This window comes from Streptomyces sp. NPDC000878 (assembly GCF_053599695.1).
In genome coordinates this window covers 17203-41757 of sequence record NZ_JBSFMT010000029.1, presented here as the reverse complement: position 1 = coordinate 41757, position 24555 = coordinate 17203, and the positions used below count along the sequence as shown (strand labels likewise).

At 68.1% G+C, this 24555-nt stretch carries 15 protein-coding genes; 6 read left to right on the top strand and 9 right to left on the bottom strand.

Going from position 1 to position 24555, the window contains the following annotated elements:
* Nucleotides 1–2: 2 nt before the first annotated feature.
* A complete protein-coding gene (locus ACWDR4_RS24960) occupies nucleotides 3–845 on the top strand; it encodes a phosphatase (protein WP_450411780.1) in 843 nt (280 codons plus the stop codon).
* A gap of 10 nt (nucleotides 846–855) precedes the next feature.
* On the opposite strand, the gene tesB is transcribed toward ACWDR4_RS24960, so the two are convergent.
* The 3 genes from tesB to ACWDR4_RS24945 form a co-directional block, all read right to left on the bottom strand.
* Complete coding sequence (tesB, locus tag ACWDR4_RS24955; protein ID WP_450411779.1) at nucleotides 856–1737, bottom strand: acyl-CoA thioesterase II; 882 nt, start codon at nucleotides 1735–1737, stop codon at nucleotides 856–858.
* 90 nt (nucleotides 1738–1827) lie between these two features.
* Entirely contained in the window at nucleotides 1828–2985 is a 1158-nt protein-coding gene (locus ACWDR4_RS24950; protein ID WP_450411777.1) for an acyl-CoA dehydrogenase family protein, read from the bottom strand.
* A gap of 97 nt (nucleotides 2986–3082) precedes the next feature.
* Nucleotides 3083–3682, bottom strand: coding sequence for an SACE_7040 family transcriptional regulator (locus ACWDR4_RS24945; RefSeq protein WP_450411775.1), 600 nt, complete (start codon nucleotides 3680–3682; stop codon nucleotides 3083–3085).
* A gap of 143 nt (nucleotides 3683–3825) precedes the next feature.
* Between ACWDR4_RS24945 and ACWDR4_RS24940 the strand changes: the two genes are divergently transcribed.
* The 4 genes from ACWDR4_RS24940 to ACWDR4_RS24925 are packed head-to-tail and all read left to right on the top strand — an operon-like array spanning nucleotide 3826 to nucleotide 9544.
* Nucleotides 3826–5442, top strand: coding sequence for a carboxyl transferase domain-containing protein (locus ACWDR4_RS24940; RefSeq protein ID WP_450411773.1), 1617 nt, complete (start codon nucleotides 3826–3828; stop codon nucleotides 5440–5442).
* A gap of 14 nt (nucleotides 5443–5456) precedes the next feature.
* Nucleotides 5457–7409, top strand: a complete 1953-nt coding sequence (locus tag ACWDR4_RS24935; protein ID WP_450411771.1) for an acetyl/propionyl/methylcrotonyl-CoA carboxylase subunit alpha — start codon at nucleotides 5457–5459, stop codon at nucleotides 7407–7409.
* The gene (locus tag ACWDR4_RS24930; protein WP_450411769.1) at nucleotides 7406–8365 is read left to right on the top strand and encodes a hydroxymethylglutaryl-CoA lyase; all 960 of its coding nucleotides are present in this window, start codon (nucleotides 7406–7408) and stop codon (nucleotides 8363–8365) included. Before ACWDR4_RS24935 ends, ACWDR4_RS24930 begins: the two co-directional genes overlap by 4 nt.
* A gap of 6 nt (nucleotides 8366–8371) precedes the next feature.
* On the top strand, nucleotides 8372–9544 hold the full coding sequence (locus ACWDR4_RS24925) for an acyl-CoA dehydrogenase family protein (protein ID WP_450411767.1): 1173 nt from the start codon (nucleotides 8372–8374) through the stop codon (nucleotides 9542–9544).
* Here the strand turns inward: ACWDR4_RS24925 and ACWDR4_RS24920 are convergent.
* Together ACWDR4_RS24920 and ACWDR4_RS24915 are read right to left on the bottom strand one after the other, a co-directional pair.
* Nucleotides 9501–10172, bottom strand: a complete 672-nt coding sequence (locus tag ACWDR4_RS24920) for a biliverdin-producing heme oxygenase (protein WP_450411765.1) — start codon at nucleotides 10170–10172, stop codon at nucleotides 9501–9503. The two genes, ACWDR4_RS24925 and ACWDR4_RS24920, sit on opposite strands and share 44 nt — an antisense overlap.
* Complete coding sequence (locus ACWDR4_RS24915; RefSeq protein WP_450411763.1) at nucleotides 10169–11329, bottom strand: polyprenyl synthetase family protein; 1161 nt, start codon at nucleotides 11327–11329, stop codon at nucleotides 10169–10171. Before ACWDR4_RS24915 ends, ACWDR4_RS24920 begins: the two co-directional genes overlap by 4 nt.
* 266 nt (nucleotides 11330–11595) lie before the next feature.
* Between ACWDR4_RS24915 and ACWDR4_RS24910 the strand changes: the two genes are divergently transcribed.
* Nucleotides 11596–12486 (top strand): hypothetical protein, encoded by an 891-nt coding sequence (locus ACWDR4_RS24910; protein ID WP_450411761.1) that lies wholly within the window; start codon nucleotides 11596–11598, stop codon nucleotides 12484–12486.
* A 543-nt stretch (nucleotides 12487–13029) separates the two neighbouring features.
* Here the strand turns inward: ACWDR4_RS24910 and ACWDR4_RS24905 are convergent.
* The 4 genes from ACWDR4_RS24905 to ACWDR4_RS24890 all read right to left on the bottom strand — a co-directional run bounded on the left by ACWDR4_RS24905 (nucleotide 13030) and on the right by ACWDR4_RS24890 (nucleotide 24464).
* A complete protein-coding gene (locus tag ACWDR4_RS24905; protein ID WP_450411760.1) occupies nucleotides 13030–13398 on the bottom strand; it encodes an SCO4402 family protein in 369 nt (122 codons plus the stop codon).
* Nucleotides 13388–20008 (bottom strand): RHS repeat-associated core domain-containing protein, encoded by a 6621-nt coding sequence (locus ACWDR4_RS24900; protein ID WP_450411758.1) that lies wholly within the window; start codon nucleotides 20006–20008, stop codon nucleotides 13388–13390. The genes ACWDR4_RS24905 and ACWDR4_RS24900 overlap by 11 nt, the downstream gene beginning before the upstream one ends.
* Nucleotides 20009–20086: 78 nt before the next feature.
* Nucleotides 20087–23719 carry a LamG-like jellyroll fold domain-containing protein gene (locus tag ACWDR4_RS24895; RefSeq protein WP_450411756.1) on the bottom strand — a complete coding sequence of 1211 codons (3633 nt, stop codon included), beginning with the start codon at nucleotides 23717–23719 and terminating at the stop codon, nucleotides 20087–20089.
* 391 nt (nucleotides 23720–24110) lie between these two features.
* A complete protein-coding gene (locus ACWDR4_RS24890) occupies nucleotides 24111–24464 on the bottom strand; it encodes an SCO4225 family membrane protein (RefSeq protein ID WP_450411754.1) in 354 nt (117 codons plus the stop codon).
* Nucleotides 24465–24555 lie beyond the last annotated feature (91 nt).

Sequence of the window (24555 nt, the reverse complement as noted above, 5' to 3'; positions counted from 1 at the left end):
GCATGCCGATACCCGGGATTCCCAGCCGCGCCGAGCTTGTCGATCACCTTGTGAAAACCCGTATAGCGGGTGATGTCGCCACGCCCCGCGAGAACAACCTCTCCCACTACCGCAAGCTGGCGAACGGCGAACGGCACTACTGGCTCGGGCTGGAGCTGGGCGACCGCTGGACCGACGAGCAGGACGTGCTCGCGGTGATGGCCGAGCGGGTCGGTGTGAACGACGATCCCGAACACCGGTACGGCCAGGACACCATCGACCCCGAACTGACGGTCGCCGCGCTGGAGCGGCTGGCGGCCCGGCTGCGCAAGGCGGCCGACAGCCGGCAGCGGGTGCTGTTCGCCACCGGCCACCCGGGCGGGCTCCTCGACGTGCACCGCGCCACGGCCGACGCGCTGCGGGCCGCCGGCTGCGAGATCGTCGTCATCCCGGACGGTCTGACGACGGACGAGGGGTACGTCTTCCAGTTCGCGGACGTGGCGGTGCTGGAGCACGGGGCCACGCTGTGGCACACGCACTCCGGCGAGCCGATGCGCGCGATCCTGACGGGACTCGAGCGGGAGGGCCGCCCGCTGCCCGACCTGGTCGTCGCCGACCACGGCTGGGCGGGGTACGCCGGACAGCACGGCATCGACTCCGTCGGGTACGCCGACTGCAACGACCCCGCGCTGTTCCTGGCCGAGGCGGAAGGCACCCTCCAGGTGGCCGTTCCGCTCGACGACCATGTGACGAGCCCGCGTTTCTACGATCCGCTGACGGCGTTCCTGCTCAACGAGGCCGGGCTGCTCGGCGAGAGCGAAACCGACAGCGACAGCGACAGCGACAGCGACAGCGACAGCGAGTAGAAACGTCTGGTCAGGGGGTGCGGGGGACCCGGATCACGCCCTCCTGGATGACCGTGATGGCCAGCTGTCCGTCCTGCGTGTAGATGCGGCCCTGGCCGAGGCCACGGCCGCCGGACGCGGACGGTGACTCCTGGTCGTACAGCAGCCATTCGTCGGCGCGGAACGGGCGGTGGAACCACATCGCGTGGTCCAGGGAGGCGCCGACCACGTCGTTCACCGCCCAGCCGCCGCGGCCGTGCGCGAGCAGGATCGAGTCCAGCAGCGTGTAGTCGGAGACGTACGTGGCGAGGCAGACGTGGAGCAGCGGTTCGTCGACGGCGCCGCCGAGCTTGCCGTTCGTACGGAACCAGACCTGGGAGCGCGGTTCGCGGGGCTCGCCGAACCTGCCGTAGGGCGGGTCGTCGACGTAGCGGATGTCGACGGCCTCGCGGGACTCCAGGAACTTCTCGACGATCGCCGGGTCCAGATGGGCGTACCGGGGAAGCTGTTCCTCGGCCGTGGGGAGGGTCGCCGGGTCGGGGGCGGCGGGCATCGGGGTCTGGTGGTCGAGGCCGTCCTCGTGCTGCTGGAAGGACGCGGAGAGGTGGAAGATCGGCTGCCCGTGCTGGATCGCGACCACGCGGCGGGTGGTGAAGGAACGGCCGTCGCGGATGCGGTCGACGGTGTAGACGATCGGCGCGCCGGGGTCGCCGGGGCGCAGGAAGTACGAGTGGAGCGAGTGGGCGGGACGGTCCGCGGGGACCGTACGCCCGGCGGCGACGAGTGCCTGGGCCGCGACCTGCCCGCCGAAGACGCGGGGGACGATGGCGGGCCGGGACCGGCCGCGGAAGATGTTCTCCTCGATCTGCTCAAGGTCGAGCAGATCGAGGAGAGACTGAAGTGCCTGACTCATGCAGTCATTTCTACTGGCAAGTAATTTCCGGAACCTTACGGGTCCGTGTCGTACGGGACTATGTCCTTACAGGCCCATGTCCTTCGGTCCTTACAGGCCCATGTCCTTGGCGATGATCGACTTCATGATCTCGCTGGTGCCGCCGTAGATGCGGTTGACGCGGTTGTCCGCGTACAGGCGGGCGATCGGGTACTCGTTCATGAAGCCGTAGCCGCCGTGCAGCTGGAGGCAGCGGTCGATGACGCGGTGGGCGACCTCGGTGCAGAACAGCTTGGCGCTGGCGGCCTCGGCCGGGGTCAGCTCGCCCAGGTCCAGGGCCTCGGTCGCGCGGTCGGCGACGGCCTCGGCCGCGTCCACCTCGGCCTGGCAGGCGGCCAGCTCGAACTTGGTGTTCTGGAAGTGCGCGACCGGCTTGCCGAAGACGACACGCTCCCGCACGTACTGGGTGGCGAACCGGACGGCGGCCTTGGCCTGCGCGTACGCGCCGTAGGCGATGCCCCAGCGCTCGGAGGCGAGGTTGTGGCCGAGGTAGTAGAAGCCCTTGTTCTCCTCACCGAGGAGGTCCTCGACGGGCACCTTGACGTCGACGAACGCCAGCTCGGCGGTGTCGGAGGTCTTGAGCCCGAGCTTGTCGAGCTTCCGTCCGACCGAGTAACCCGCGGCCTTGGTGTCCACCACGAAGAGGGAGATGCCGTGGCGGCGGTCCTCGGCGCTGGGCGCGTCCGTACGGGCGCAGACGATCATGCGGTCGGCGTGGACACCACCGGTGATGAAGGTCTTGGAGCCGTTGAGGACGTAGTGCGTGCCGTCCTCGGAGAGCTTGGCGGTGCTCTTCATGCCCGCGAGGTCGGAGCCGGTGCCCGGCTCGGTCATCGCGATCGCCCACATCTCCTCGCCGGAGACGAACTTCGGCAGGAAGCGCTTCTTCTGCTCGTCGGTGGCGAGCAGCTTGATGTACGGCAGACCGAGCAGCACATGCACGCCGGAGCCGCCGAAGGACACACCCGCGCGCGCGGTCTCCTCGTACAGGACGGCCTCGAACTTGTACGAGTCGATGCCGGCGCCGCCGTACTCCTCGTCGACGCGGATGCCGAAGACGCCCAGCTCGGCGAGCTTGTAGTAGAAGTCGCGCGGCGCCTGGCCCGCGGCGAACCACTCGTCGTAGACGGGCACGACCTCGGCCTCGATGAAGGCGCGAAGGGTCTCCCGGAACGCCTCGTGATCCTCGTTGAACACAGTACGGCGCACCGCCGCCTCCTCGACTCGACTTACCTAAGCGCTTGCTCAGATCAACCGTACCGGCGAGTACGAAGCCCCGTCCAGAGGAGTTGGACCGTAACGCTCATCACTCCCCCGCCGCCTCCACCGCCGCGAACGCCCCCCTCGCCATCCGGTGCAGCAGCGCCGCCGTGACGCCCCGGCCCGGGAGGGCGCCCGGGCGGCCCAGGTGCGGGGTCGAGTTCAGCAGGCCGAAGACCGAGTGGACGGCCGAGCGGGCCGTCGGTTCGGTCAGCTCCGGGTACACCTCCCGCACCACCTCCACCCACAGCTCGACGTACTGCCGCTGGAGCTGGCGCACGAGCTTGCGGTCGCTGTCGCGCAGGCGGTCCAGTTCGCGGTCGTGGAGGGTGATCAGGGGGCGGTCGTCCAGGGCGAAGTCGATATGGCCCTCGATGAGGGAGTCGAGGACTGTCTCGGGGTTCCCGTCGGACTCCGCGACCCGCCGCTTGCCGCCCGTCAGGAGCTGGCCGCTGATGCCCACCAGCAGCTCGGCGAGCATCGCATCCTTGCCCGGGAAGTGGCGGTAGAGGCCGGGGCCGCTGATGCCCACCGCCGCCCCTATCTCGTCCACGCCCACGCCATGGAAACCGCGCTCGGCGAAGAGCCGGGCAGCCTCCTTGAGGATCTGCTCGCGGCGGGTCGGGGCGTCGGTTCTCGTGGCCATGCAAATGATTCTAGACACGGAGGTTAGCGGTCGTTAACCTGAAGGAAATGCGTTAACGCTCATTAACCGGCCGATCGTCGGCAGACCATCGGCAGATCGCCGGGCGACCAGGCTGTACGACCACTGGGTTAGGGGACCGCAGGATGCAGGAGGCACCGGAGCTGCACAGCGCGGCGGACCCCGCGTCGGAGGCCTGGCGGGCCAACGAGGCGGCTCACCGTGCGCTGGTCGAGGAGCTGCACGGCAAGCTGGCCGTGGCCCGGCTGGGCGGCGGCGAGAAGGCCCGGGCCCGGCACACCGCGCGCGGGAAGCTGCTTCCCCGGGAGCGGGTCGACCGGCTCCTCGACCCCGGGTCGCCCTTCCTTGAGCTGGCTCCGCTCGCCGCCGACGGGATGTACGAGGGCCAGGCGCCGGCCGCCGGCGTCATCGCCGGGATCGGGCGGGTCAACGGGCGTGAGTGCGTGATCGTCGCCAATGACGCCACCGTCAAGGGCGGCACGTACTACCCGATGACCGTCAAGAAGCATCTCCGCGCGCAGGAGGTCGCCCTCGACAACCGGCTCCCCTGCATCTACCTCGTGGACTCCGGGGGCGCCTTCCTGCCCATGCAGGACGAGGTCTTCCCTGACCGCGACCACTTCGGGCGGATCTTCTTCAACCAGGCCCGGATGTCCGGCGCCGGGATTCCGCAGATCGCCGCCGTGCTCGGGTCCTGCACGGCCGGTGGGGCCTACGTCCCGGCCATGAGCGACGAAGCCGTCATCGTCCGCAACCAGGGGACCATCTTCCTGGGCGGGCCCCCGCTGGTGAAGGCCGCCACCGGTGAGGTCGTGACCGCCGAGGAGCTGGGCGGAGGGGACGTCCACGCGCGCGTGTCGGGCGTTACGGACCATCTCGCGGAGGACGACGCGCACGCGCTCAGGATCGTGCGGAACATCGCCGCGACCCTTCCCGCGCGCGGGGCACTCCCCTGGGACGTCCGGGCGTCCATCGAGCCCAAGGTCGACCCCCACGGGCTGTACGGCGCGGTGCCCGTCGACCCCCGCACCCCCTATGACGTACGGGAGATCATCGCGCGCGTGGTCGACGGTTCCCGCTTCTCGGAGTTCAAGGCCGAGTTCGGGCAGACCCTCGTCACCGGGTTCGCACGCATCCACGGCCACCCGGTCGGGGTGATCGCCAACAACGGCATCCTGTTCTCCGAATCCGCCCAGAAGGGCGCCCACTTCATCGAACTCTGCGACCAGCGCGGCATCCCGCTCCTCTTCCTCCAGAACATCTCCGGGTTCATGGTGGGGCGGTCGTACGAAGCGGGCGGCATCGCCAAGCACGGCGCCAAGATGGTCACGGCCGTGGCCTGCACGCGCGTGCCCAAGCTGACGGTGGTGGTCGGCGGGTCGTACGGCGCCGGGAACTACTCGATGTGCGGCCGGGCGTATTCGCCGCGCTTCCTGTGGATGTGGCCCGGCGCCAAGATCTCGGTCATGGGCGGCGAGCAGGCCGCCTCCGTCCTCGCGACCGTGAAGCGGGACCAGTTGGAGTCCCGTGGGGGGTCCTGGCCGACGGAGGCGGAGGAATCCTTCAAGGACCCGATCCGCGCGCAGTACGAGCGCCAGGGCAACGCCTACTACGCGACGGCCCGGCTCTGGGACGACGGTGTCATCGACCCCCTCGAAACCCGCCAGGTACTGGGGCTCGCACTCACCACCTGCGCCAACGCGCCACTGGGCGACCCCCAGTTCGGCGTCTTCCGGATGTGAGGATCTGAGGACCCATGTTTGACACAGTGCTTGTCGCCAACCGGGGCGAGATCGCGGTCCGGGTCGTCCGCACCCTCCGCGCGCTGGGTGTGCGTTCGGTGGCCGTCTTCTCCGACGCGGACGCCGACGCCCGGCACGTCCGGGAGGCCGACACGGCGGTACGGATCGGACCGGCGGCAGCGGCGGAGAGCTATCTGTCCGTCCCCCGCATCCTCGAAGCCGCCGCCCGCACCGGCGCCCAGGCCGTGCACCCGGGGTACGGCTTCCTCGCGGAGAACGCGGGCTTCGCGCGCGCGTGCGTCGACGCCGGGCTCGTCTTCATCGGGCCGCCCGCCGACGCGATCTCCCTGATGGGCGACAAGATCAGCGCCAAGGAGACGGTCCGCGCGGCCGGGGTCCCGGTGGTCCCCGGGTCGAGCGGCAGCGGCCTCACCGACGCCGAACTGGCCGACGCGGCACGGGAGATCGGCATGCCGGTGCTGCTCAAGCCCAGCGCGGGCGGGGGCGGCAAGGGCATGCGGCTGGTGCGGGAAGCAGGCGCGCTGACGGAGGAGATCGCCGCCGCCCGCCGCGAGGCCCGCGCCTCCTTCGGGGACGACACGCTCCTCGTCGAACGGTGGGTGGACCGGCCCCGTCACATCGAGATCCAGGTCCTGGCCGACGGCCACGGGAACGTGGTGCACCTGGGCGAGCGCGAGTGCTCGCTCCAGCGGCGGCACCAGAAGATCATCGAGGAGGCGCCCTCTGTCCTCCTCGACGAAGGCACGCGCGCGTCCATGGGCGAGGCGGCGGTCCAGGCGGCACGCTCCTGCGGGTACGAGGGCGCGGGCACGGTCGAGTTCATCGTCCCGGGCAGCGACCCCGCCTCGTACTACTTCATGGAGATGAACACCCGCCTCCAGGTGGAGCACCCGGTGACGGAACTCGTCACCGGCCTCGATCTGGTGGAATGGCAGCTGCGCGTGGCGGCGGGCGAGCAACTCCCGTACGAGCAGAAGGACATCACTCTCACCGGCCACGCCGTCGAGGCCCGTATCTGTGCGGAGGACCCCTCCCGCGGCTTCCTGCCGTCGGGCGGCACCGTGCTCGCCCTGCGCGAACCCTCCGGCGACGGCGTACGCACCGACTCGGGACTGACCGAGGGCACGGAGGTCGGTTCGCTGTACGACCCGATGCTGTCCAAGGTGATCGCGTACGGCTCCGACCGCCCGACCGCGCTCCGGAAACTCCGCGCCGCCCTCGCGGAGACGGTCACGCTGGGCGTGCCGACCAACGCGGGGTTCCTGCGCCGGTTGCTGGCCCATCCGGCGGTCGTGGCGGGCGAGTTGGACACCGGGCTGGTGGAGCGCGAGGTCGACTCCCTCGTACCGGACGGGGTACCGGAGGAGGTGTACGAGGCGGCGGCGGCCGTACGACTGGAGGCGCTGCGGCCGAAGGCGGAGGGGGGCGGCTGGACGGATCCCTTCTCGGTGCCCAGCGGTTGGCGGCTGGGCGGTACGCCGAAGCCGCCGACTTTCGAGCTGCGAGTGACGGGACTTGAACCCGTCACTCACGTGGGACAGGGCACCCACACTGTGACCGACGACCAGGTGTCCGTGGTCCTGGACGGTGTCCGGCACACGTTCCACCGCGCCGGCCACTGGCTGGGCCGGGACGGCGACGCGTGGCAGGTGCGCGACCACGACCCGGTGGCGGCCTCGCTCACCGGCGCCGGCCACGCGGGAGCCGGTTCGCTGACCGCCCCGATGCCCGGAACGGTCACCGTCGTGAAGGTGGCCGTGGGAGACGAAGTAACCGCAGGTCAGAGCCTGCTGGTCGTGGAGGCGATGAAGATGGAGCACGTCATCGCCGCCCCGCACGCGGGCACGGTCGCCGAGCTGGACGTCACCCCGGGGACGACTGTCGCCATGGACCAGGTGCTCGCCGTGATCACCCCCGCAGAGTCCTCGGCAGAGGAGGAGAAATGACGCTCCCCATGGTCGTACCGGCCCCGGGACTGCCCGCGCGGGTCAGGATCCACGAGGTCGGCGCGCGTGACGGGCTGCAGAACGAGAAGACGACCGTGCCGACGGCGGTGAAGGCGGAGTTCATCCGCCGACTCGCCGACGTGGGCCTGACGACGATCGAGGCGACGAGCTTCGTCCACCCCAAGTGGGTGCCCCAACTCGCGGACGCGGAAGACCTGTTCCCCCAGGTCAGCGATCTCCCCGTACGGCTGCCGGTGCTCGTCCCGAACGGACGCGGCCTGGACCGCGCCCTGGCGCTCGGCGCACGGGAGGTCGCCGTCTTCGCCAGCGCGACCGAGTCCTTCGCCAAGGCCAACCTCAACCGCACGCTCGACGAGTCGCTCGCGGTGTTCGAGCCGGTGGTGCGGCGGGCGAAGGACGAGGGCGCGCACGTACGCGGCTATGTGTCGATGTGCTTCGGCGACCCCTGGGAGGGGGCGGTCCCGCTCCACCAGGTCGTACGGGTGTGCAGGGCACTGCTGGACATGGGCTGCGACGAGCTGAGCCTGGGCGACACGATCGGCGTCGCCACCCCCGGGCATGTCCTGGAGCTGCTCGCCTCCCTCAACGAACAGCACGTGCCGACGAACGTGCTCGGCGTGCACTTCCACGACACCTACGGACAGGCGCTCGCCAACACCCTGGCCGCGCTCCAGCACGGCGTCACCACCGTGGACGCCTCCGCGGGCGGCCTCGGCGGCTGCCCGTTCGCCAGGTCGGCGACCGGCAACCTGGCCACCGAGGACCTGGTGTGGATGCTCCGGGGCCTCGGCATCGAGACCGGCGTCGACCTCGCCGCCCTTGTCGCCACGAGCACGTGGATGGCCGACCAGTTGGGCCGCCCGAGCCCGTCCCGCACCGTACGAGCCCTGTCCCACAAGGATTCGCAGGCCTCACAGGATTCTCAGGAGCAGTGAACGACCATGGACCACAAGCTCTCCCCCGAACTGGAAGAACTCCGCCGTACGGTCGAGCAGTTCGCGCACGATGTCGTGGCTCCGAAGATCGGTGACTTCTACGAGCGGCACGAGTTCCCGTACGAGATCGTCCGCGAGATGGGCCGGATGGGCCTGTTCGGGCTGCCGTTCCCCGAGGAGTACGGCGGGATGGGCGGCGACTATCTGGCGCTGGGCATCGCGCTGGAGGAGTTGGCGCGGGTCGACTCGTCGGTGGCGATCACCCTGGAGGCAGGGGTCTCGCTGGGCGCGATGCCCATCCACCTGTTCGGTACGGAGGAGCAGAAGAGGGAGTGGCTTCCGCGCCTCTGCGCCGGGGAGATCCTGGGCGCGTTCGGGCTGACGGAACCGGACGGCGGCTCGGACGCGGGTGCGACACGGACGACGGCCCGCCTCGACCCCGACACCGACGAATGGGTGATCAACGGCACGAAGTGCTTCATCACCAACTCGGGTACGGACATCACCGGCTTCGTGACAGTGACGGCGGTGACGGGCCGCAAGCCGGACGGCAGGCCGCACATCTCGGCGATCCTCGTCCCGTCGGGCACGGCCGGGTTCACGGTGGCGGCGCCGTACTCGAAGGTCGGCTGGAACGCGTCGGACACAAGGGAGTTGGCCTTCTCCGAGGTGCGGGTCCCGGCGGCGAACCTGGTCGGCGAGGAGGGGCGCGGGTACGCCCAGTTCCTGCGCATCCTCGACGAGGGGCGGATCGCGATCGCGGCACTGGCGACCGGGCTCGCCCAGGGCTGTGTGGACGAGTCGGTGAAGTACGCGAAGGAACGGCACGCGTTCGGGCGCCCGATCGGCGCGAACCAGGCGATCCAGTTCAAGATCGCGGACATGGAGATGAAGGCCCACACGTCCCGCCTGGCCTGGCGGGACGCGGCCTCCCGCCTCGTATCGGGCGAGCCCTTCAAGAAGGAGGCGGCCCTGGCGAAGCTGTACTCGTCCACGATCGCCGTGGACAACGCCCGCGACGCGACCCAGATCCACGGCGGCTACGGCTTCATGAACGAGTACCCGGTGGCCCGGATGTGGCGCGACTCGAAGATCCTGGAGATCGGGGAGGGCACCAGCGAGGTGCAACGGATGCTCATCGCACGGGAGTTGGGGCTGGGGATGGAGATGGCGGGCTGAGCCCCACGGACAGGGCCCCGGTGATCGCGGCGGTGTGCCGGTAGGCGATCCGGGCCGCCGCGATGACCTGCTCCTGCGCCTCCGGGGCGGCGAGAGCCTGGTTCATACGGGATGTGAAGCGGGCCCAGCGGTCTCGGTCGCCGCTCGTGTAATAGGCGACGCCGTCGGTACCGGGGAGGCGGTAGGCGGCGGTTACGTACGGATGAAGGAAGAGGGCGCCGAGCGTGGAGCCCTCCATGACGTAGAGGTACCCGAGGAGGGCCGGGAGGTCGGAGTCGGCGGCCCGCTGCCGTATGTCGGCGGCGAACGCATCGGCTTCCTCGGCAGCCCAGGGACCCGGGACGGTACCGAGGCCGGCGAAATAGGCCAAGTCGCGCTCGACGAGGGGGAGTTTGACGAGGTCCGGCGACCAAACGGCGTCACCGGCATCGGAGGAGGGGTCCGCGACGCGAGCGACTTCCCCCTCAAGCGCCTCCAACACCACCCGATAGGCGGCGAGTTGGCCGACGTACCGCTCGACGGGAAGGGTCCCGGCGATCATCGCGCTCGCGAAGGGGGTGGCCTCCAGGGCGTCATGCCAGTCGCGGGTACTGGCACGCAGCCGCTCAACAACGGTGGCGGCCGTCACGTACCACTCCGCTGCTGGAGCGTCTCGTGGAGACGGTCGATGAGGTGGCCCTTGCGTTCGATGGTGAGGTCGAAGTAGGCGGCACTGCGATCGGAACGGCACACGCGGTACACGCTCTCCTTGGCGTCGCGCTTCAGCTCGACGGCTTCGGCGGCGAGGGCGAGGAGCGTGGACTCCAGCTTGGGATGACCGAGGACGTACGACTTGAGCTGCTCCCCTGAGAGCGCCAGTTGCGACTCAGGGTCGAGGAGTTCGAGGAAGACCCGGTTGCTGAGCCCGTCGTAGTCCTCGTGGATCCGGCCGCCGCCGAACTCGGGCACGAAGTCGGTGAGGTCGTTGAACAGCTGGCTGGCCAGGCCGAGTTGACGCATGGCGACGTCCAGGATGTCCTGCTCGTCCTCGACAACGCGCAGACCGGCGAGCGCCGAGTCCAGCGGCATCCGGAAGAGGGTGCCGGTCTTGAGGGCGGCCAGCGACTCCCAGTAGGCGAGGCGCTCTTCGAGGGGCGCGGCGATCAGTTCGGCGCGGGTCTCGGCCGTACGGGTGGACAGGTCGACGGCCTGCCCGGTGAAGCCGCTCTCGACGGCGCGCACCAGGCTGTCCACGACAGCCGGATCGTCCGCGTGCCGCAGGACGGCCGCGATCAGCCAGGAACCGGTGTTGAGAGCGAGCGGTACGCCGTGGGTGACGTGGAGCGCGGGTTCGCCGTAGCGGACGTCGCTGCCGTCCTGGATGTCGTCGATCGCGACGAAGGCCTTGAGCATGACGCGTACGGCCACGGCGGCCCGCCGGACGAGGGCCAGGTCGGCCTCGGCGCCACCGTCCCCCAACTCATCGGGGAAGCCCCGGTAGTTGCGATAGGCCCAGTAGACCATCGAGGGCCGCAGCGGGGCCCGGTTGCCGCCGGGCGCCCCGGCGGTCGGGGGCAGCGCCTCCTGGCCCACCTTGGACCCGACGGCATCGGCGACGGGCTCATAGAGGGAGCGCCGCAGGGCGGCCTCGTACACGGACTGCGAGGAGACCGCCGCGGGGGCGGTCAGCGAGCCGAGAAACTCGGCCAGATCGTCCTCCAGCAGAGCGGCGTCGCTCCGCACCACCGCCGCTACCGCGTCCACCACTCCCGCTGCCGCGTCAGCGACCCTCTCCGTGGCACCCATACCCGCCCCAGCCTCCGCTTCCCGCTCCCGCCCCCGACCCCCGTCGACACACAGAAGCGTGATCGCAACTGGCGCACTTCGCAAGGGAGTTCGAGGACAGTGCGGCGGCCTATATGGCGAAATCAGGCCACCGAGCGCGCCACCCAGGCCTGCCCAAGCTCAGGAGCATGCCCCCTTGGCAAATTCCAGAAGCAAAAGCCACTCGTACGACTGAACGCGTCGTCTTGGCGCCACGGCAACGTATTCACCCCATTACGTTCCATCGCATGGTCAGCTCACCGCACGAGGCGATGCACCAGATCTTCAGGGAGGACCCGGGCCTGTTTGCCCGAGCCCTCCCGAAGGCCGGTATCGCCTTCCCCGAACCCACTTCGATCCAGTTCCTGGACACCGATCTCACCGAGATCAAGCCACTGGCACGACGCGTGGACACCCTGTTACGGATCAGCACGGCGGACGATGACGGCTACCTGCTCGCCCTCGAGTCCCAGGGCAAGCCTGACCAGGAGAAGCACAACAGCTGGACGTATTACTTGGCGTACCTCTACGCCACGTACAAGGTGCCCCCGATCCTGCTGGTGCTCTGCCGGGACAAGAACACCGCGTCCTGGGCCGCGAACCCGATCCGCATCGGACTGCCGGCCCACACCAGCATCGCGATCTTCCCTCTGGTCCTGGGCCCCGACAACCTACCCACGATCATCGACCCGGACGAGGCGGAACAGGACATCCCCCTGGCGGTCCTGTCCGCACTCGCCCACGCCAAGGACCCGGCCCTCCCTGCGATACTGGAAGCACTGGCGACGGCGCTGGCTAGTGTCGGCGGCAATGTCTTGGACGACTGGGCGGAATACACCGAAATCGGCCTGGGTGACACCCCGGCCCGCGCACTCTGGAGGAACCTCGTGGCCATGCGTCCCAGCCGCTTCCCGGGCAGCGGCACCATCGTGGAGGAGTACCGCATCAAGGGCTTCACCCAGGGCGAGGCCGAAGGACGGGCCAAGGACATCCTCCGCATCCTCGACCTCCGCGGAATCGACATCCCCGAAGCCGCCCGCGAGCGCATCACCGGATGCACCGACCTGGACACCCTCGGCACCTGGCTCGACCGGTCACTCACAGCCGCCGACACGGAGGAACTGTTCGTCCAGGCATAGCCCCGGGTACCGGCAAGGCCGCGCCACCGCAGTTCACCGGCGGCGCGGCTCGTCCCGTTTCATGGGCCGGGGTTCAGGAGTCAGTTCAGGTCAAGGGACAAGCATGGCGACGAAGAGGGCGAGCGGCAGAAACACCCCGCCGGCGGCCATCAGCCACCCCACCCGCCACGACGTCCGATCCCCGACGGCAACGCACAACCACGTCACCAGCACGAGATAGACAGTAAGCGGCACCCCGATGAGAACGATCACGCGATCAACACGCAATAGCCCGGCAGCTGCTGTGCAAGGGGTGGAAGTTGCACCAACTCTCCATGATGGGCATCCTCCCGGGAGGGAACCTCTGATCTCGAATATCCGTCAAAGCGGATTCATACCAGATCGCCATTACACCACCTGCCGGGGCGCCATGGAATGTGCCACATCCGGGATCTCTGCGGGATGAGAATCCTGGCGAAAATTCCAGATATTCTTTCCTAGATTCTACCGAGAGCTGGACCATCAGATCACTTGCTGTCGCCGTACCTGTCGGTCCAGCCGGTTTCAGCGGTCCTCCCCCAGCACAACCAGCGCGCGTTGAGCGGCAGCGACAACATCTGCCCAACCCGCGGAATGAATTATCTCCTCATCACTCATTCCCCTTCCGCTTACCGCACCGTCCAGGATGCGATTCAGGTCTTCCAGTGCAACAGCCTCCCTGTCGTTCAGCAGAATGAATCCGATTCGCCCGGAGGGCTCGTCGAGCACTCCGGTATCGTCGAAGAAGTCCAGGGCATCGTCGAACCCAACCCCAGCCTGTGCCACCGGCAGCCAGTTCTTCTCCTGCCATTCTCGACTGCTCAACCTACGCAACCATTCCACAAGTTGGTTGCGCAACCAGGGCATCTGCACATCAGTGCAATCAAGGTGCATTCCAGCTCCTCCACGTCTGCCATTCGCTGAGAGAGACATGAGCTTCCTTCGGGTAGTCCTGGATCCTTGCCCCCGCTGGCAGCAATTTTCCACCCTTGCCCACGATTCGCCCATCGGAATTGATAACCACGTGGTCAACTTGCTGCGTACTCCATTGCGAGCCCGGGTCTCCTCTGTCGATGCGAACGCTGTCCTGTCCCTTCGGAGCGCGCCACACGAATCCTTCCTTGGCGGGATTCTTTTTGTACTTCCTCGTCATGTTCGGTCCAGACCATCCGCTCGGAATCTTGGAAACACCGTACGGGAACCATCCTGGGCCCTTCGGTGTGCCCGGCTTGCCCTTGCTTCCGCCGCCTCCCCTGCCGCCGCCAGTCAGGAAGGCGCCGGCCGCGGCCCCGACCCCAGCCGCGTTGCCGTCGGCACTGAACCCGTGCTCCTCGCCCCAGGCCCTGTACTTGTCGGCGAGGCACTCGTCCTGCACGATGCAGTCAGGTGTGAAGAGGGCGCCGACAATGTCGAGAGCGCTGGCGATCGGCAGGCCCACACCATAAAGGGCGTTGGCAAGCGGATCCTTCTCGTTGCTGGTCGCCCAGGCCATCACCACCGGGTCTTCGGCCCACTTTGGATCGAAATAGGGCCCGGGGGTGGCCAGGTCGGTGTCCCCGAACAAGAACCCGGTGCTGTTGGTCTCGCCTGAACTGGAGGCAGCAGCGGTCCCCTTGGAATGGTCAACGGCCTCGCCCGGGCGCCCATTGCCAGCCGAGCCGTCAGGCCTCTTCGGGCAGGCCTCCGACATACCTCCCGCGCCTCCGCAGGCAAGCCCCATCCCCGTGGGGTCGCTGAAGGTGAGCGGGTTCTGGCCGCCGTAGGTGTAGCCGTTGAGGGTCTGCTGTTTGTCGAGTTCCAGCAGCGGGTCGACACTGATGAACCGCCCGGTCGACGGGTCGTACTCACGCGCACCCAGATGCGTCAGCCCCGAAGCGGAGTCCGCCGAAGCGCCGAGGAATCCCTTGTCGTCGGGCCACGGACCGTACGTCGGTTGGCCACGGTCGCCGCCGAACGGTGTGCTGTAGCGCTTCGTGATCACCTGGGTCGCGTTGTCGATGGCGAGGCTGCTCGTGCCGTGGTGGTCCGCGGCCAGCCAGGTCAGCTTGTCGGTGCCCGTCTTGTTGCTGCGCAGGGCGATCGTGGCGCCGGCGCCGGTGTAGTAGCGCTGGGCCCAGATCTTCGGCGTCGACGTCGAGGTGTCGAGGTGCACCTCGGTGGCCCCCACATACAGGACCGTCTCCCCTGACGCGTTGCGGCGGATCAGCAGGCTGCCGTCGGCGTCGTACACGTAGCCGGTGGTGTTGGTGCCCTCCTTGAGGGTGTCGAGCTTGTTCTCCGCCGACCAGGTCAGGGTCTGGCTCGCCGTGCCGTCCGGCCGGGTCTTGGTGTTGCCCGTCGCGTCGTAGGTGTAGGACGCGGTGGCGCCCGTGCAGGTGTTGACAGTGGTCGCGAGGAGGCGGTGGACCTTCGTGCTGTCGTAACAGTACGTCTTGGTCGTCGTCGCGCTGCTGGTGTTGGTGGTCTCGGTCGCGCGCAGGCCCGAGTCCTTGTACGTGTAGGACGTCCAGTAGGGGGCGGCGCCACCCAAGTTGGCCGTCGTGCGGTTGGCTGTTGTGCAGTCCGCCGTCGACGGGGTCCAGGCCTCGGTCAGGCGGCGGTGACCGTCGTACGTGAAGCACTGGTTGTCCGCCGCGCCGGTGCCGCCGAGGGTCATCGGGTCCGAGATGGACGTGACGTTGCCCGTGGCGTCGTAGGCGTAGTTCAGCTGCTGGAGCGTGTAGGCGTGTGTGTCGTCGGTGACCGACGACCTGAGGATGCGGTCGGTGCCTGTCTCGTAGTGGTTGTTGATGTACGCGTTGTAGGTGCCCTCAGCCTCCGAGGTGCCCAGGCTGAGCACCTGCGGCTGGCCCAGAGCCGTGTAACTCGCGTCCAACAGGTAGGCACTGGCGCCGTTGGTCTGGGTGTTCAGGCCCAGGTCTGTGTATTCGTAGTCGACTGTCTCGGCAGCCAGGCCGCCCGCGGCCGGCTCCGAGATGTACTGCTGGGTGCCGTCGATGTTGTAGTACGTCGAGAAGGTGAGCTTGTTCGCGACGGCCTTCTTGTCGACGAGCAGGTCAGTCGTCGGCAGTTCGAGCTCGGTGGTGGTCGCCCGGTACAGGCTGTCGAAGGCCGTGACCTTCTGTATGTACTTGCTGCCTGTGCTCACATTCCCGCCGACGTAGCGAGTGGCGGAGTCCCGCTGCCCCTTGGCGTTGGTGACCCCGTCGTAGGTGTACGCCGTGAGTTTGTTCGCGTCGACCTGCTCCTCGGTGGTGGAGGAGAGATCCGCCGTGGCGGGGGCCGACCAGGTGCCTGTGGTGCGACCGAGCACGTCGTAGGCGCTGATCACGACCCGGCCCTCCGCGTCCTTGGTCCAAGAGACCTTGTCCAAGGCCGTGAAACCGATCGCCGTCGTGCCCATGTCGGGGTCGGTGGCGGACGTTTGGCGGCCGTAGAGGTCGTAGAGGTACGACCATGCGCTGTCCGGTCCCGTGATCGTGGACTGCTTGCCGTCACGGGTGTACGTGAACTTCGTGGACGTGTAGGTCGCGCCCACCGTGGCGCCGAAGCCGGTGTCGGCCGGGCTGGTGCCCTCGTACTCGCGGGTTTCCGTCGTACGGCCCTGGGCGTCCACGATCGTGCGGGCCGCCGAGCCTCCGCCAGGGGAGGTCGTCGCGGTGGAGTCGCCCGTATAGCTGCTGGTGGTACTCCACTTCTCCACGCCGACGGCCAAGAAGGTGCTGGTCACGGGCCGTTCCGCGCCGTCGAAGACAGTCACCGTCTGCTTGGGGGTGCGGCCGTACACAGCAGCCGCGTACTCGCCGGAAGGAAGGCTCTCGGAGTCGAAGGCGTCGGCGTACGTCTGGTAGGCCAGGCCGCGGTCGTTGTAGCGAGTGTCCGTGAGCAGTCGGCCGCCCTGTGGGGTGGGGCTCTGGGTCTGGAGCGGCCTCAGGAGTGAGTCGTAGATCGCGTAGCTGGTGTTGTACGTCGAGCCGTCGGCCTTCAGAGTCGAGGTCGAGGACCAGGAGTTGTCGGCGTTGGAGACGGAGTAGGCGTACGTGTAGTTGGGGCTGTAGTCGCTGGCGCGGGAGCGGTTGGGCAGCCACGTCGCGGTCTGACGGCCGAGGGCGTCGTACGTCGTCTCGGTGATCTTGTTGTTGATGTCGTACACCTTGATCGGCAGACCTCGGGCGTAGTCCGCATATACGAAGGTGTTCTGCGTCTTGGCGTTGCTGACCTTGGTCCGGGTCAGCGGACCGGCTGCGACGGGAGTGTAGGTCGTGACTGTGGCGTTGCCGGCGGTGTCGGTGACCGTGGCGACACGGCCCAGGGTGTCGTACGTCGTCCGGCTGGTCGTCTGCCATGCGGACGGGTGGCGTTCGCCGTCCGTGGCCGCCGCCGGGTAGGCGGTGGGACGGCCGACCCAGGTGACCTCGCCCTTGGTCGGGGTCTGGGACGCGGACCAGGCGGTGGTCGTGGACGGGCCGTCGTAGACCATCGCGGTGTCGGACAGGACGTCGCCGCGTGTGGCCGATGACGTGGGCAGGGACAGGTCGGTCTCGACGGGTGTGCAGGATCTGCCGAGCACTCGGGTGCGGGTGACCAGGGAGTGGATGCCGAGCGTGCCGTTGGCCGCGTACCAGGTGCGGGTGCACGTCTCATCGCCGGTCACGGCCGCGTCGCCCGCGTCGTGCACCTTCAGGGGCTGGCCGTAGGTGTCCCACTCGGTCGTCGCTGTGGTGCGCGTGCGCCAGGACGCCTTCGCCGTCAGGTAGGTGTGTGTGAACGCCCTCTCCGTACGGACGTAGTAGGACTTGGTGTTCGAGGCACTGTGGGTGGCGGTGGTGCGGTACCAGGGGTCGTTGACGGTCACGCTGACCGGCGTCGAACCGTTGTAGGTGATCTGCTGGCGCAGGAAGCCCGCGTACGGGTCGCTGTCGGTCTGGTCGGCGACATCCAGGCCGGTGAAGTCGATGCCGGCGACCGAGGCGGATCGCGTGGTGGCGGTGCCCTTGAGTTTGTCCCCGTTCATGCCCTGCAGATAGGTGGAGACCGTCTTGGACTGGGTGCCGCCCGCGATGCCCTTGGTGGCGGTGACCTTGCCATAGCCGCGCCAGACCGACCAGGTGCGCTCTGCCTCGGGAGTCAGCGGGTCGTCGTTGTAGTGCCAGGCGGGATCGGCGTAGCTGTAGGCGTTCTCGGTGTCCGCGCTCCCGCTGTACGGGTCGGCGGTACCGACAGCCGTGACGCGGTACTTGTGGAACCAGTCGATGGATGCCGTGGAGGATCCGTTGATGTTCCAGTACTGCGGGTAGCAGGGCTTGGAGTTGTCGTCCTCGGCGGCCGGCATGTTCGACCCGCGTACGCACTCCGGACCGGAGATGGTGACCGTTGTGAGGGCACCCGTCTCGGAGGTGATGGTCCTGATCCGGGGCCGGTTGAGCGGCAGGATGTTGTCGAGGTCGGCGTGGACCCGGTTCGGCCGCATCTCATAGGTGAAGGTCACCGGGTCGAGCGCGATGTCGGTGCCGTTCTTGCCGGTGTGGCGGACGGACTCCAGGACCAGGCTGTGGTCCGAAGTGTCACCGATGTCGTTGCCGTCCTTGAAGTCCTGGGCAAGAGCCCAGGAGTCGACGGCCGTGTACGCGCTCGTCGCGGCCGACCAGGCGTGGGTGTTGACGCCGGTAAGGCGCTTGCGCGTGAAGAAGGACGGGCTCGCCGCGTCGCAGTCTGCCCCGGAGGCACAGATCGAGTCGAAGGGGACGTCCGGCCACTTGGGGGCGGTGGACTCCGTCAGGTCGCCGCAGTCGGAGACCGTGCAGCGCTCGGTGTAAGAGAAGGTGACCTTGTCGGAGGTCACACCGGAGAACAGGGTGTCCTTGTTCTGGCCGTAGCGGATCTCGGTGAGATAGCCGCCGCGGGTGTACTTGGCCGTGGCGGTGGAAGCGCCGTTCTTGGCGTAGTAGTTGGTCTCGGGCGTGTACCAGTACGTCATGGCGTTGCCGTGGATGTCCACGACGTAGTCCAGGTTCCAGCGCCAGGCCTGGGTGAGCGAGCGGTCGGCGAAGGCGGAGCCCTTGTCGTAGCCGGGCTCGCCGGAGTCGTTGCCGTAGACCGGCACCGTCCACACGGAGTTGGTGAGGTCGGTGGAGGCCGCGCCGGGGAGCTTGTGCTGGCCGAAGACGTACTTCGTACCGTCGCCGGTGGTGACGGTCCAGTACTCGCCGTCGTCGTCGCCGTTGTCACCGCCGGTGGAGCGGACGACGGTGGAGGCATCGTCGGAGCTGAGCCGCCACACGTCGTCGGTCTTGTCATCGGCGTCGACCTTGACCAGCTTGCTGGACTTGCCGTTGAGGACGATCGAGGCGTTCTCGAACTTCCAGCAGAGGTCGAACTTGTCGGTCTGCCCATCCTTGTCGCAACTGTCGTAGGAACGCTCGATGTACGACGACGAGGAGATTTCGAAGCCCTCGCCTACCGGGTTGGCCTGGTTGTTCGTCGAGGCGGTACGGCCGTCGACGCTGCCGGAGTCGTAGGACAGCGACAGGGACGGGGACGGGCCGGCCGCGGCGGGCGGCACAGCCATGTCGTACGACCAGGTGAAGGCACCGGACGAACCGCCTGCCTCCCAACTGGAGGAGGGGGACAGCGGGCTCGCGGTGTAGTCGCCCGCGCCGGAGGCGGAGGCACCCGCGGTCGCCGCGAGGGCAAGGACCGTCACCGCGGCGGAGGCCGAAGTGGTGGCTTCGGCAGTGGAGTTGGAGGTCTGCGGACTCTTCTCAGCCGTCGAGGCAGCGAGGGTGACCACGGCCGAGACAGTCTGGCCCGAGATGTCGTTGTGCGAGTCGAGCGGTGTCCGTTCGCGGCAGGCCGCTTTGTCCGGCGTCGTCAGCGCGCAGGCCGGGAGCTGGAACAGCCGCAGCCTGCCGGACCAGCCACCGCCATACGCGGACGCGAAGTCCGAGTAGTTCACGCTGACTTCGGCGGTGCCGGGGTCAGCGGCCATCGCCGTCAGCAGTACGCCCTTGACGCCGGCGGCCTCGGTGGCCTTGCGGCTGCGGACCTCGACACGAGTGTCACCCGAGGCTCCGTCACGCGTGCCGGTCAGTGTCACCGGGAGACCACCGGCCGTCAGGCGAGCGGCCTTGCCCTTGCCTGCGAGCCCGGCCTTCGCCGAACCCTCCTTCGGCCAGGTCGCGGTCTGCTCGGCCCGGGCCCGCTTGCCCTGTTCGGCGTTCTCCGCACGGGTCTCGGCCACCCGGGCCCGGGCCGTCTTGGCGCCCTGCCCGGCGAACTCGTGGACTTCCGAGACCAGTTGCTCCTGCGCCTTGGGCTTGCCCAGGCCGCCGCCGCTGTCCGCCGCCTGGACGGGGACAGCGACAACGGTCGACGCGACGAGCGCCATCACCAAGGTGGGCAGCACGCGTCGGCCGAGGTCGGCACGCCTGATCCTGGCGCGGATTCCGGCGCCGATTCCAGCAAGCGGCCCGACAGGTCTTCCGATACGTATCCCGGCACTCATGACACAACACCCCACGTGATCACGGAAAACAGACGAACAGAGGACGGCAGAGCGGAGAGCGGACGAGGAAACGAAGGGTCAGGCACCAGTGCTGCCGACGGTGTCGACGATCTGCTGCTGGCCTGTCATCGCACCGGCCCAGATCCGCACGTCGGTGATCCGGCCCGCGAGGTAGTGGCCCCACGCCGAGTCCACGAAACCCGTGCCGACCGCGAAGTCACCCGTGCCCACCACAGCCGTGTAGGCGAGGTCGGGGCCGTTCTGGTTGGCGCCGATGTACAGGCTGATCGTGCCTGCGGCGGCGTCGAACACGCCGGTCAGCCGTGTGATGCTGTTGGATGTCACGGTTGCGGCCTCGTCGGAGACCACGGCGGTCCAGTCTTCGCCGTTCAACCGACCGAAATACCACTTACCGACGGGGACTTCCTTCTCGGTCTCCGGGTCGAATTCGTTGCCCGTCTTCTCGAACCACAGCCCCCAGGACGAGCCATCGGCACCGCGCTGGCCGACGACCTGAGCGACATGGCCGTCACTCTTGGCTGCCATGGCCTCGGAATCCAGCTCCACGGCCGTCGTCACCGTGAACGAACCTGAGTCGTCCACGACCGGACCCGCCGTGGTCGCCGTATCGTTCGTGCCGTCGAGCACGATCGCCTCGCCGTCGAGGGCGGCGCCGTTACCGAGAACCAACGAACGCTTGTAGCCGGTGACGGTGTCCGCCAGCGGGCCCGTGCCGACGGTCTTCCCGTTCGGGTTCCAGTCAGCGACCAGCTCGACGTAGGCGTTGTTGCTCCCATCCAACAACCGAGCCTCGGTGGCGACATCGTCGTTGGTCAACAGCCGCTGCCAGACTGCCATTTCGTCGACACGGCCGCTCATGTAGTTCTGGTACGTGCCGCTCGAACTGAACGCGACCCGGCCTACTTGGAAAGCGCCGCCCGCGACCGTCGCGTCCGACGTGCTGGGCAGGGCGACAGACCCGCCCTGCGGCCGACCGTTCACATACAAACGGATCGCCCGGTTCTCTGCGTCATAGGAACCCGCCACGTGGACCCACGTGTTGAGCGGTACGCCGGTGGCACTCGCGTTGGCGCCCTCGGACTGCCGTACGCCGTTCTCGTACCAGCTCCGCAGGAACACCCAGCGCTGCACGCCCGACGAGTAGTAGAGCGAGAAGCCGGAGTTGTCGCTGCCGGTCTGGGACAGGATCGTCCGGTAGGAAGACGCGTCGCTCAGGTTCACCCACGCCGAGACGGTGAACGAGTACCTCGCGTCGACCACTGCGTCCGAGGTGTCCGCGTATCCCGACTGCCGTGTGGCGTCACCGGGGTCGCCATTGAGCCACAAAGACAGGTCCCCATCGCCACGTCGCGCAAGGGCCGACCGGCCCGAACCCGCACCGTGCAACGTCATGCCGTGCCGTACGCCCTCAGTGGCGGTGTCGGCCGCCGACGTCCCGGTCGATTCGTCGAAGTGCCAGCGGCCGACCGCCGGTTGACCCTCAGCGACCTTGAAGTCCACCACCGCTGTGTCGCCCTCGCCGGCGCTGTCTCTTGCCTGGACCTCAAGCGTCACCGTCCCTGCCCGGGACGGTGTGATCCACACAGTCACGGTGTCCCCGGAAAACCATTGCGACGATTCCTCGTCAGTGGAGAGCTTGTAGCGGTAGCCACTGTTGACCGTGTCGTCCTCAGGGTTCCGGGAGAAGGTGAACTTCCCCTTGATCCCGGGACCACCGACCGGCTCGCAGGCAGTGCACTCGGCGTACGGGCCGCCGAAGGTGATCACCGGTGCCATCGGACCATCGCTGTCGATCTTGAAGTAGCACCAGCCCTTGGTGGTCACCGTGCTGGACGACTCCAGATAGCTGTTGTCGTTGTTGTAGAGCGACCGGGTGGACACCGCCATCCGGTATGTCTTCTTCGGGGTGAGCCCGATAGGCGTGATGGCCTTCACTTGCTCGTTGTTGTCCACGGAGCCGTCGGGCCGTACCGGCTCGGTCTCCAGTTTCCAGGTGCCGTCGTTCTGCTCTCTCTGGACGTAGAAGTGCGCCTGCAGGTGCGCATAGGTTGCGCCGCCTGCTGCCGTCTGCGGTCGCGCCGTCAGCATCGGCTGCGGATCCGCAATGACGACCGGATCAGTCGACTTGGTCGAGCAGATGACACTGTTCTTCTGCACGATGCCGGGAAACGTCGGCACAGCTGGCAGCCCCACGTACTTGACCACCAGAACGGCATCGTCGTCGAACCGCTTCCAGCCGTTCGGGTCGTTCTCGTTGTGCGCCTTCAGCATCAGGGTGAGGCGATCGAAACCGCCTGCCGCGAAGACCTTCACGGTGTTGGTGAGGTTCTCGTAGCTCTGGTCCGGGTCGTCGTTGAACGGGATGGGGGCATCTGGCTGATCCGGGTCGCACATCGCTCCACGGCCTGCGGACACGGTCCGGTCGCCCAGGAGATCCCAATTGCTCGTCGGGCCGGGCCACCTGGTCGCGGACGAGATCCCACCGGTACGGACGAGGTCGACCGTCGACGTCTCGCACGACATCGACCATCGCTCGGTCACCCGGAAAGTCGCGTCCAGCACCCGCTTCCCCGCCAGCCCGGCCGGCCCGAACTCGAAGTACATGCGCTGCTTGTAGCCGGAGCCGCAGTAGTACGCGTAGCCGCCGGCGACATAGGTGTCGCAGAAGCCGACGCCCTCGCCATCGTCGCCGCCGGAGAAGTTGTAGAAGGTGTCGCCGTCGGAGGACAGCACGGTGCGCTCGGACTCGCTCAGCGCCACATCCGGGTCGATGTACAGCGGATAGACCGTGCTCTCGCCGCTCAGCAGGCCCGCGTCCGGCACCACGGCCACCGCGTCGTCGGTCAGTTCCACAGGCAGTACGGCGGACGCGTCACCGCTGCCGGGCCCATCGGCCGGATCGGCGGACGTCTCGCCGTGGCCGTCCACGACGGGCTCGTCATCGGCGGCAGCGAGCGACATGGTCGCCGCACCCGACCCGCCTGCGTCGCCCGCCGAGTCCCACATCCGCGCGGCCGGCGAACGGAACACCGTGTTGCCGTTCTCGTCCACGGCGGCGAGGCCACCGCCCGTCCGGGTGCTCACCGTCAGGCCCTGCGTCTTGAGGGAGAACTCGATCCGCTCCAGCTCCGGATTGGCGGCTGCCTCGGCGGACTTGACGACCAGCACCTGGCGGATGCCCTCCACCGTCGCGGTCATCCGCAGGTCGACCCCGGGCAGTACCTCCGCGTACGTGGCGGACGCACCGTCCAGCGTCGGCTCCGGCAGGCTGCCGGGCCAGCCCAGGCTCAGCGACCGGCCGTCCTCTGCCAGTTTCACCAGGCTTCCGCCGTCACCACCGGCGGAGAGGGAGATGTCGGCGACCGACGCCTTCGGCCCGATCGAGCCGTCGGTCCGGCGCTCCAGCGTCGCGTCCGGCTCCGCCCAGGACCCGTCCGGCTGCGCGACACGCACCGGTACGGCGGACTGGGTGAGGGTGAACGTGTAGCCGTCAGGGTTGGCGTGGGTCGTGGCGTACTCCTCGCGGGCGCCGACGACTTCGACCGCTTCGCCGGAAGCCGCCGCCTGCTCCGAAGCAGTCGATGCCTCGGACGTCGTCGGTTCCGCGTCATCAGCCCGCGCCACCGACGTCGTGACACCCAGCGCAGGCAGAGCCGCCAGCAACGCCGTGACCGTCAGGCCGGAGACCAACCGTCTCGCACGTCCGACACTTCCGCGCTGCGGGCAGCGCAAAGAGTCCCCACCCATTTCCCACCCCCGCTTTACATGATCTTTATGAGCCCCCATATCCAACACAGCTGATCGTGCACGGTCAAGCAATTTCAAATTGAATACATCGTTGCCACAGGCGCGCGGACCAGCCGCCAACACGCCTTCCACCACTGCCCATTGAGGCTCAAAATCGATGTTTGGTCAGGCGCACCATCCCGTCAAATAAGGAACCTCCAGCCATCCCCAGCAAAGCAACGAGCCTGAGTGGCTTGAAATCTCCCGCCATTCAGCCCGCACTTCCCTCGGCCTCGATCAACAAGAAAAGGGCCCCGTGAGGCCCTTTCTCCACCACCGCGCCCCGTTTCAGCGCTCACGCACCAGCAGTCGCACGCCCCGACGCCGGACGGATCCTCCGCAGTGCGAACCCCATGAACCCCGCATTCGCCAGGGCCGCCGCCCCGATCCCCACCAGATAGAGCGCCAGGAACGCCCCATCGCCCGAACCGTTCAGCGTGCCCTCCGGCAGGAGTGTGTACAGGAAGCTCAGCGGGGCCGTCAGGAGCCACGGGACCGCGCCCGACATCGAGGCGTCGGTGTGGGAGACGAAGAAGGTGTCGAACAGGAAGAAGACCGTCGCGGCGGCGACCACGGCCAGGTAGGCGCGGGAGAGCCAGTTGTCCGTGGCCAGGGTGAGCAGGGTGCGGGTGCGGCGGTTGCTGTTCATGGGGTCCTCCGGTGAAGGTGGTGCCTCGTGTGATGCAGTGCGTTCACGATGGCCCGTGCACGGCCACCTCGGCATGAGTACACCTACTCAT